The sequence below is a fragment of the Frankia sp. CgJB1 genome (genome assembly GCF_977947065.1).
Map to the genome: position 1 here is coordinate 1 of NZ_CDWTNB010000159.1, position 9477 is coordinate 9477.

Annotated in this window: 5 protein-coding genes and 1 pseudogene; 3 read left to right on the top strand and 3 right to left on the bottom strand. The window is 72.6% G+C overall.

Annotated elements, in window-relative coordinates; all coding sequences use genetic code 11:
- The coding region (locus tag AC08OT_RS16075) for a class I SAM-dependent methyltransferase (protein ID WP_476602981.1) at positions 1 to 1025 on the top strand (1025 nt) is incomplete at its 5' end.
- 157 nt (positions 1026 to 1182) lie between these two features.
- Here the strand turns inward: AC08OT_RS16075 and AC08OT_RS16080 are convergent.
- From AC08OT_RS16080 to lat, 3 genes and pseudogenes are all read right to left on the bottom strand, one after another.
- Positions 1183 to 2724, bottom strand: a pseudogene (locus tag AC08OT_RS16080) (MFS transporter); the annotation flags it as partial.
- Positions 2725 to 2976: 252 nt separating this feature from the next.
- Positions 2977 to 4653: an aldehyde dehydrogenase family protein gene (locus AC08OT_RS16085; protein ID WP_476592697.1), complete on the bottom strand. Its 1677-nt coding sequence runs from the start codon at positions 4651 to 4653 to the stop codon at positions 2977 to 2979.
- Positions 4650 to 6098: an L-lysine 6-transaminase gene (lat, locus tag AC08OT_RS16090; protein WP_476592698.1), complete on the bottom strand. Its 1449-nt coding sequence runs from the start codon at positions 6096 to 6098 to the stop codon at positions 4650 to 4652. Before lat ends, AC08OT_RS16085 begins: the two co-directional genes overlap by 4 nt.
- A 382-nt stretch (positions 6099 to 6480) precedes the next feature.
- On the opposite strand from lat, the gene AC08OT_RS16095 reads away from it, so the two are divergent.
- The gene (locus tag AC08OT_RS16095) at positions 6481 to 8265 is read left to right on the top strand and encodes a protein kinase domain-containing protein (protein WP_476602982.1); all 1785 of its coding nucleotides are present in this window, start codon (positions 6481 to 6483) and stop codon (positions 8263 to 8265) included.
- 356 nt (positions 8266 to 8621) lie between these two features.
- A partial coding sequence (locus AC08OT_RS16100) for a serine/threonine-protein kinase (protein WP_476602983.1) occupies positions 8622 to 9477 on the top strand: 856 nt, incomplete at its 3' end.

Below are 9477 nucleotides of genomic sequence, written 5' to 3' on the forward strand. Positions count from 1 at the left end.
CGCCCGAGGAGACCCGGCTGCGCGGCCGGCAGCACACCCGGGACCGGGACGCGGCGGCGATATCCCACCACTACGACGTGTCCAATGCGTTCTACCGCCTCGTCCTCGGCCCGACGATGACCTATTCCTGCGGGGTGTGGGAATCGGCGCAGGTCGGCCTGGACGCCGCCCAGAACGCCAAGCACGAGCTGGTCTGCCGCAAGCTGGGCCTGCGTCCCGGCGAGCGGCTACTGGACATCGGCTGCGGCTGGGGCAGCATGCTGATCCACGCCGCCCGCCATCACGGGGTCCGCGGCGTGGGGGTGACCATCTCGGTGGAACAGGCCGCGCAGGCCCGCCGCCTCGTCGCCGAGGCGGGCCTCGCCGACGTCATCGAGATCCGCCTGCAGGACTACCGGGAAATCCCGGACGGCCCCTTCGACGCGATCAGTTCCATCGGCATGGTGGAGCACGTCGGCCGGGCGATGCTCCCGACCTACTTCGACCAGCTGTACCGGCTGCTGCGCCCGGGGGGGCGCCTGCTCAACCACGGCATCTCGTTCCCCGGCGACCCCGCGGGGGCCCGCCGGGCCCGGCCCGGCCTCGGCCCGGTCCCGTTGCCGAGGGGACGCGACTTCCTCCAGCGCTATGTCTTCCCGGATGGGGAACTACACGAGATCGGGGTCATGGTCTCCCTGATGCAGGCGGCCGGCTTCGAGGCGCGCCACGTCGAGTCCCTGCGCGAGCACTACGCGCTGACCCTGCGGGCCTGGGTACGCCTGCTGGAGAAGAACTGGCCGGCCGCGGTCGGCATGGTCGGGGCGGGTCGGGCCCGCGTCTGGCGGCTCTATATGGCCGGATCGGCGCTGAGCTTCGAGAGCGGGCGGACCCAGATCCACCAGACCCTCGCGGTCCGGCCGGACGCCGGCGCCGCCGGCATGCCCCTGCGGCCCCGCTTCGAGTCGCCCGCGACAGCACCGACAGCACCGAGCCAGCCGACAGCACCGAGCCAGCCGACAGCACTGAGCCAGCCGACGGCCGGCTGACCCAGCTAGGCCCCGGGAACGGCGCCTACGACCCGGGAGCGGCGGAGTCCGCCACCGTGCGGTCGGACCCTTCGGTGCCGATGCTCTCGGCCCGCTCGGCGACCGCGTTCCCGGCCGTCGACGACCCAGCTGTTGACGACCCAGGCGTTGACGACCCAGGCGTCGACGGCGCACCGTCCCGGCGCAGCACCATCACGACGGCGACGACCGTGGCCGCCATGACCGCCATAGCAATCATGGCGGTCACCGACATCGCGTCGACGTAGCATTCCTGTGCGACCCGCAGCAACATGTCGCCGAGGCCACCGGGGTGGAGGCCGCCGGGAAGCCGGTGGGCGACCTCCACCGCACCGCCGAGGGTCTCCCGCGCCGCGTCGACCGCGATCGTGGGCAGGCCGGACGGTGCCCGCGTCGGCACCTCGTTCCGGTAGACGGCGGTGGCGATGCTGCCGAGAACGGCGACCCCGAGCGCGCCCCCGAACTCGATGGCCGACTCGGACAGGGCGGAGGCCGAACCCGCCCGTTCGGGTGGGGCGTTGCCGAGCACGACGTCGGTGCAGATCGTGAGGACGACACCGACCCCACTGATTAGCACGGCATAGGCGCCGAGCAGCACCGGCAGACCCCCGGAGACGCCGAGCCGACTGGCGATGCCGAATCCCAGCGCGGTGACGACCAGCCCCACGCCGAGCGCACCGCCCAGCCGCAGTAGCCGCAGCAGCCGGGGTGCAGCCAGCACAGAAATAATCATCGCGGTCGCCGGCAGCATCGTCCACAGCCCGGCGACCAGCGGGGTCAGGCCCGCCACGAGCTGCAGGTACTGAGTGGCGAAGAAGCTGAACCCGACGAGGGCGAACAGAGCGAGGGCGTTGACGGCCAACGCCGTGCGCACGGCGCGGGACGCGAACAGCCGCGGGTCGATCAGCGGTTGGTCGACCCGGCGCTGCCGGGCCACGAGGAGGCCACCCAGGACCACACCGACGACGAAGGCGGTCATCGGAACGGCGGTCCAGCCGTGTTCGGCGATGCGCTTCATGCCGTAGACCGCGCTGAGGACGGCGGCGAGGGAGAGCCCGGCGCTGGTCAGGTCGAAGCGGCCGGGACGCGGATCCCGGAACTCGGGCAGGAACGCGAGACCCAGCACCAGCAGCAGGAGCATCACCGGCACATTGATCAGAAAGACGGCGCCCCACCAGAAGTGCTCCAGCATGAATCCGCCGAGCAGCGGTCCCAGCGCAACACCGCCGGAGAAGCTCGCCGTCCAGATGGCGACGGCGACGCGCCGCTGGTCCGGGTCGACGAACAGGACCCGGATGAGCCCGAGAGTCGACGGCATCAGGGTGGCACCGGCGGCGCCCATCGCCGCCCGGGCGAGGATCAGCATGACCGGGCCGGTGGCGTAGGCGGCGAGTACCGACGCGGTTCCGAACACGGCCGCGCCGTAGAGCAGGAGCCGGCGACGCCCGATCCGGTCGCCGACCGTCCCCATCGTGATCAACAGGCCGGCAAGCACGAAGGAGTAGATGTCGACGATCCAGAGCAGTTGGGCGCTGCTCGGGGCGAGGTGTGCGGTGATGAACGGCAGGGCGAAGTACAGCACGGTCACGTCGATCGACAGCAGCAGGCAGGGCAGAGCGAGCACGGCGAGACCGGCCCATTCCCGGCGGCCGGCCCGTCGTGTGCCGGGGGTCGGCCGCATCCCGGGCATCGGTTGCGTCACCAGGTCTGGCATGCGCCGACTATGGCGCGGACCGGCGCCGGGCGCCGGGGCCCAGTCCTGGATGCGGCGAGATGCGGCAGCACACTGGGGCGGCGGAACCTCCGGACGCCCCGATCCGCCGTGACCGGCCGCGTTGTCCCGCGTCGTCGAGAAAAACGCCATCGGGTCCGTGAGGCGAGGCGACATGGCAGCACGGCAGCACGGCGACATGGCACCCGTCTCAGCCGGAACTCACGGGTCCGACAGGCGGAAGGATAGGTCGGCCGGGGGCACGGCCGTGTCGAGCTGGGCCTTCTGCAACCTGCCGGAGTAGTCCCAGTTCATCGACTGCCATCGGGTGACCTGGTCGAGGACCCAGCGACCGGACTGGCGGCTTCCGTTGCCGGACCGCCCGTTGCCGCCGAAGGGCAGGTGGGCCTCCGCGCCCGACGTCGAGGAGTTGATACTGACCATCCCGGCCCGCACCCCACGCCGGAACCGGAACGCGCTCGCCGCATCGCCGGTGTAGATCGACGACGATAGCCCGTAGCCGGGCAGGTTCGCCAGGTCGATGGCCTCGTCGAGGCTGCGGTAGGTGGTAACGCCGATGATCGGGCCGAACGTCTCCTCGCGGAACACCTCGTCGTCCGGGCGCACGCCGTCGAGCACCACCGGGTGGTAGTACAACCCGGAGTCGGGATCGCCGACGAAGCCGCGGCGCGGTCCGCCCGGCCACCTTCCCGGCACCGCCGGCGCCAACGAGCCGGCCGACGTCCCGAAACCGGCCGACGTGATCCGTCCCACCGCGGTGGACCCGAAGGTCCGGTGATGGTCCCGGATCAGGTCGAGATGGTCGGCGAACCCGGCCGCGAACCTGGCGTCGAGCAGCGGCCCGTACAGCACGTCCCGGGTCGGGTCGCCGACGGCCGCCGCGGACACGGCGGCGTCGAGCCGACGCACGAACTCGGCGTGCACCGACTCGTGCACAATCGCCGTGCCCAGCGAGGTGCACCGCTGCCCGGCGGTGCCGAACCCGGCGAACACCGCCGCTTCGACGGCGGCATCCAGGTCGGCGTCGGGCGCGACGACCATCGGGTTCTTCCCGCCGAGCTCCAGGCACGGCGACTGCAGGTACCGGCCGCACAGGGCACCGATAAACCGGCCGACCTCGGTGGATCCGGTGAAACCGACCTTGTCGACGACGCCGGCCGCCAGCGCCCGCTCCAGCCCGAGCGACGTCGCCGCGCCGTCGGCGGGCACGAGGTTCACCGCGCCGGCGGGAACCCCGGCGGCGGCCATCAGCTCGACCAGGGCCTGCGCGCAGGCCGCCGCATACTCGGCTGGCTTCCAGACCACGGTGTCGCCGGCGAGCAGGGCCGGCACGATGTACCAGGACGGCACCGCCACCGGGAAGTTCCCCGCGGTGATTACCATCATCACCCCGACCGGCTCCCGGAAGGTGAACAGCTGCTTGTCCGGCATCTCGGAGGGAACGGTCTCGCCGTAAAGCCGGCGTCCCTCGCCGCGGAAGAACTCGCAGGTGTCGATGATCTCCTGGACCTCGCCGCGAGCCTCGGCCGCCGGTTTGCCGATCTCCCGGGTGACGAGCCGGGCGAGCGCGGCGGCGTTGCCCGCGACGAGCCGGCCGAGATTGCCGATCACGCTTCCCCGGACCGGGGCCGGCACGTCTGCCCAGGTGCGCTGGGCGTCACGGGCCGCCACCGCGGCGGCGAGGATCGTCTCCGGGCCGGCCAGCTCGACCTCGGCGACCACGTCGTCGAGCCGGGCCGGGTTGGTCGAGGGCACCGTCCGGACCGGGGTGAGCTCCGCTTCGGCCGCGCCGGGCGGCGCGCACCCGTCCTGCGGACGTCCGGCCTGCGGGCGTCCGGCAATAAGCGCACCAACCCGCCGTGGCCGTACCAGCGTCATGACGATCCCCCATCCGGTCCGCCGGGTCCATCCGGCCTATCTAATCCGCCCGGCCTATCTAATCCACCCGGCAGCCCGTCGAGGACCCGGCCGAGGGCCGCGATCCCGGCGGCGAGCTGCTCCGCGCTCACCGTCAGCGCCGGTCGGAACCGGATGGCCCGTTCCCCGGCGGGCAGCGCGAGGACTCCCTCGCGCACCCGCAGCCGCCGCAGCACCTCGTCCCGGACGGCGCTGCCCGGCAGGTCCACCGCGCAGAGCAGACCGCGCCCACGGGGATTGCACAGCAGCCGGGGGTGGCGGGCCGCGAGATCCGTCAGCCCGGCGAGCATGCCCACGCCGAGCTCGCCGGCCCGGGCCATGAGCCCCCGCGTCTCGATGATCTCCAGGATGCGGGTGGCGCGGACCATGTCCACCAGGCCACCACCCCAGGTGGAGTTGATCCGCCCGGGCACGCGGAAGACGTTGTCGGCGACCTCGTCGACCCGCCGGCCGGCCATCACCCCGCCGAGCTGGACCTTCTTGCCGAACGCAACGACGTCCGGGCGCAGGCCGAGCTGCTGGTAGGCCCATGCCGAGCCGGTGGCGCCGACACCGGTCTGCACCTCGTCGAGCACGAACAGCGCGTCGTGGCGCCGGCAGAGCTCGGCCATCGCGGCCAAGAACTCGGCCCGCAGGTGGTTGTCCCCGCCCTCGCTCTGGATCGGTTCGGCCAGGAAGCAGGCGATGTCGTGGGGATGGGCGGCGAAGGCGGCCTCGGCCTGGCCGAGCGCGACACGTTCCGCGGCGATCACCGCGTCGAGTGCCGGCCCCACGCAGGGAAACACCATCGCCGGGCAGTCAATGCGCGGCCAGTCGAAGACGGGGAAACGCTCGGTCTTGACCGGATCGGTGTTCGTGACCGAAAGGGTGTAGCCGCTGCGTCCGTGGAAGGCGTTCCGCAGGTGCAGAACCCGATGGCCGAGCGCCGCGGGACGGCCGTGTGCCGCGTTGTGCCGGCTCTTCCAGTCGAAGGCGCACTTGAGCGCGTTCTCCACCGCCAGGGCCCCGCCCTCGACGAAGAACAGATGCGGCAACTGCGGATCGCCGAGGACTCGGGCGAAGGTCCGCACGAACTCGGCGTAAGCGACGGTGGCGACGTCCGGATTCGCCGGCTTGTTGACCGCCACCCGACCCAGCCGAGCGACGAAGCCCGCGTCGTCGACGAGGTCCGGCGGGTTGATCCCGAGCGGCGCAGACGCGAAGAAGCTGTAGAGGTCGAGGTAGCGCCGCCCATCACGGGCGTCGACAAGCACGCTGCCACGGCTCATCGCCAGGTCGCAGACGAGGTCGAAGCCGTCGACGAGGACGTGGCGACCGAGCGTGCTCAGCACTGCATCCGCCGACAGCCCCTCCGCCGGCCGGGCACCGGATGCAGACACCTGGGCCGGCTGCAAGGGGACGACCATCCCGCTCTCCTCCCCCCGGACCACTTCCATCCGGATCCCGTCGCCACCCCACGAGCCGTCTCGGCGACGTCGACCTTCTTACGAAGATATCTCTGCAAGATTACGCTATAACCTCTAATTCTTTCGTTCTATGCCGAACATGGGCAAAATCTTCTCGCGAAGGCCGTCAGGGCGTAACGGCGGCGCGTCGACCACACCGCACACATCAGGTGGCGGATCCTTAACACAAAGCGAAGACGACGCCGTCAGATAAGTGCAGGGGACCGCACGGGAGACAATCAGCGCATCTCCACCCCGCACCGTCGCGAGGTGCGCCGGAACCGCCGGGCCACCCCGACACCCGGGCCACCCGACACCCGACGACGGAGAGAAGGCAAGCGGCGTGCTGACGCCCCTGACCACGGACGACCCCCGGCGCATCGGCCCTTACCGGCTGGCGAACCGCATCGGCGCGGGTGGGATGGGCGTCGTTTACCTCGGTTTCGACACCGACGGCAAGCCGGCGGCCGTGAAGGTGCCGTCGGCCGGACTCGCCGACGATCCCGAGTTCCGGTCCCGTTTCCGGCACGAGGTCGACGCGGCCCGCCGAGTCAGGGGCAGCGCCGTCGCCGCCGTGCTCGAGGCCGACCTGACCGGGCAACGGCCGTGGATGGCCACGGAGTACGTCGAGGGCAGGAACCTGGCGGACGCGGTCGCCACCCGCGGCCGGCTCGACGATCGACTGGTCCAGGGACTCGCCGTCGGCCTGGCCGACGCCCTGGTCGCGATCCACGCCGCCGGGGTGGTGCACTGCGACCTCAAACCGGCGAACATCCTGCTCACCTGGGACGGCCCGAAGGTCATCGACTTCGGCATCGCCCGCGCCGGGGATAACACGAGCCACACCCGGACGGGAATGCTGATCGGCACCCTGGTCTGGATGGCGCCCGAGCAGCTGCGCGGCGAGCGGGCCGGGCCCGCGGCCGACATCTTCGCCTGGGGGGCCTGCGTCACCTTCGCCGCAGCCGGCCGGCCCCCCTTCCGGGGCGAACGGGCGGAGGCGATCGGCATGCAGATCCTCACCGCGGAGCCCAACCTCGACGGGCTGCCCGCGTCCCTGGCCGGCGTCGTGCGGGCGGCCCTGGACAAGGAGCCGGCGCGCCGCCCCGCAGCCGCCGAGCTGCTCGCCCGACTGGTCGGCCACGACGTCCACTCCCCCACCGAATCAGACCGGGCCAGCGAGACGGCGCTGGCCCGCTGGTGGTCGTTGCCGCCGACCCCGCCGGACGGCGAGGGTCCCCACAGGGGGTACCGCGATGGGGGGTACCGCGATGGGGGGTACCGCGATGGGGGGTACCGCGATGGGGGGTACCGCGATGGGGGGTACCGCGATGGGGGGTACCGCGGTGCCGGCTACGGTCCCGATCCCGCCCACCACCGCGCGCCCGCCCCGCCGACCGTGAGCCACGACGCAGCCGGCTGGGAGGACGACGGGTGGCGTGTCGGGCCGGGCAGAGGCAGAGGCGGGAGCGGGGGCGACGGGCGGCGTGGAGCCGCCGTGGCGGTGGCCGCGCTGCTCGCGATGCTGCTCGGTGGGGGCCTCGCGGCGGCCCTGGTGCTCAACCGTGGCGACGACACGCCCACCGTCACGGGGTCGACGCCGAACCCGCTGGCGACGGGGGGGACAGCCGCCGGGACGACGGGTCCGCCGCAGGCCGCCGCGCCGCCCGCCACGACCGGGCCCGCATCGGCGCGGGCGCAGGCGTCGGCGTCAGCGAGCCCGACGCCGGTGGCGACCACGGCGACGCTGTCCGCCGCCGACGCCGCCGCCACGGTGCGCCGGAAGGGCTATGAGCCGGACATGAGCACCTACGCGGCCGACCGGCGACTGAACGTCGTGATCGGCACCGGCCAGCCGGCCGGGGACACCCCCCGGCAGCTCGCCTTCGTCTTCGCCGACGGTGAATACCGTGGCACGGACACGAAGGCACCCAGCGCGCACATTACCCTCCAGCGCCAACGCAACGATCATGAGGTCGTGCTGCGCTATGCCACCTACGACCCGCGGGACCCGGTCGATGCCCCATCGGGCCACGCCGACGTCCGCTTCCGCTGGACCGGCACGAACTTCTCCACCCTGGACAAGATTCCACCGAGCGACCCGAATGTCTCCGGCAGCCGACGGTAGGGCCGCCGTCCGCCGGGGTCCGGGTGGCGGCGGGCGGTGCCGGGTGGCGAACCCGACGCGCCCGCCTCCGCGCCCAGCCGCACATCGCTGCGCTGGAAGCATTATGGTTCAGGGTTAGGGGTCTCGCGGGGCCGTGAACGCCGTGAACGCCGTGAACGCCGTGAACGCCGTGAACGCCGTGAACGCCGTGGACCCCACGGACGCCGGTGGGCGCGGGCCGGCGGCCACCGGGCCCCGGCCCGTGCCCACCGCCGACGAAGGAGTGATCTTTCGGGTGAGCCCCGGTATTCCGAGTCTCACGGCCGGGCGCGCCGCCGGGCGCAGGACCGGGCGCGGCGACCAGAACAGGCGGCACGATGCTGACCCCGCTTGTTGACGACGACCCGCGCCACGTCGGCCCGTTCACGATCCACAACCGGATCGGCGCTGGCGGCATGGGCACCGTGTACCTCGGTTTCAACGCCGACGGCCGGGCCGCCGCGGTGAAGGTTCCCGACGCCCGGTTCGCTGACGACCCCGAATTCCGGGAACGGTTCCGCCGCGAGGTGGCCGCCGCCCGCCGGGTGCACGGCCGGGCGGTCGCGGCGGTGCTCGATGCCGGTCCCGAGGCCACGTCGCCGTGGCTGGCGACCGAATACGTGGAGGGCACCAGCCTCGCCGACGCGGTGCTGCGCCACGGCCGGCTGGAGGAACGGCTGCTGCACGGCTTCAGCGTGGGACTCGCCGACGCGCTGATCGCCATCCATGCCGCCGGAGTGGTGCACCGCGACCTCAAGCCCTCGAACATCCTGCTGGCCTGGGACGGCCCGAAGGTCATCGACTTCGGCATCGCGCGGGCCTCGGGGATCCCCAGCCACACCCGGACCGGGATTCTCATTGGCACGCTGGCCTGGATGGCGCCCGAGCAGCTGCGCGGGGAACGGGCCGGGCCCCCCGCCGACGTGTTCGCCTGGGGCGCCTGCGTGACGTACGCGGCGACGGGACATCCGCCGTTCGCCTCCGAGCAGTCCGACGTGCTGACCAGGATGCGCGAGGACCGACCACCCGACATCGCCGGCGTGCCGGCGAAACTCGCCCCGCTGGTGCGCGCAGCGCTCGCCCGTCGGCCGGAGGAGCGCCCGAGCGCCGCCGAGCTGGTCCGCCGCCTGGTCTCGGACTCCGCGGTCCGCACCCCGGCCGATGCCGACCGGGCTGCGGCGCTGGCTCTCACCC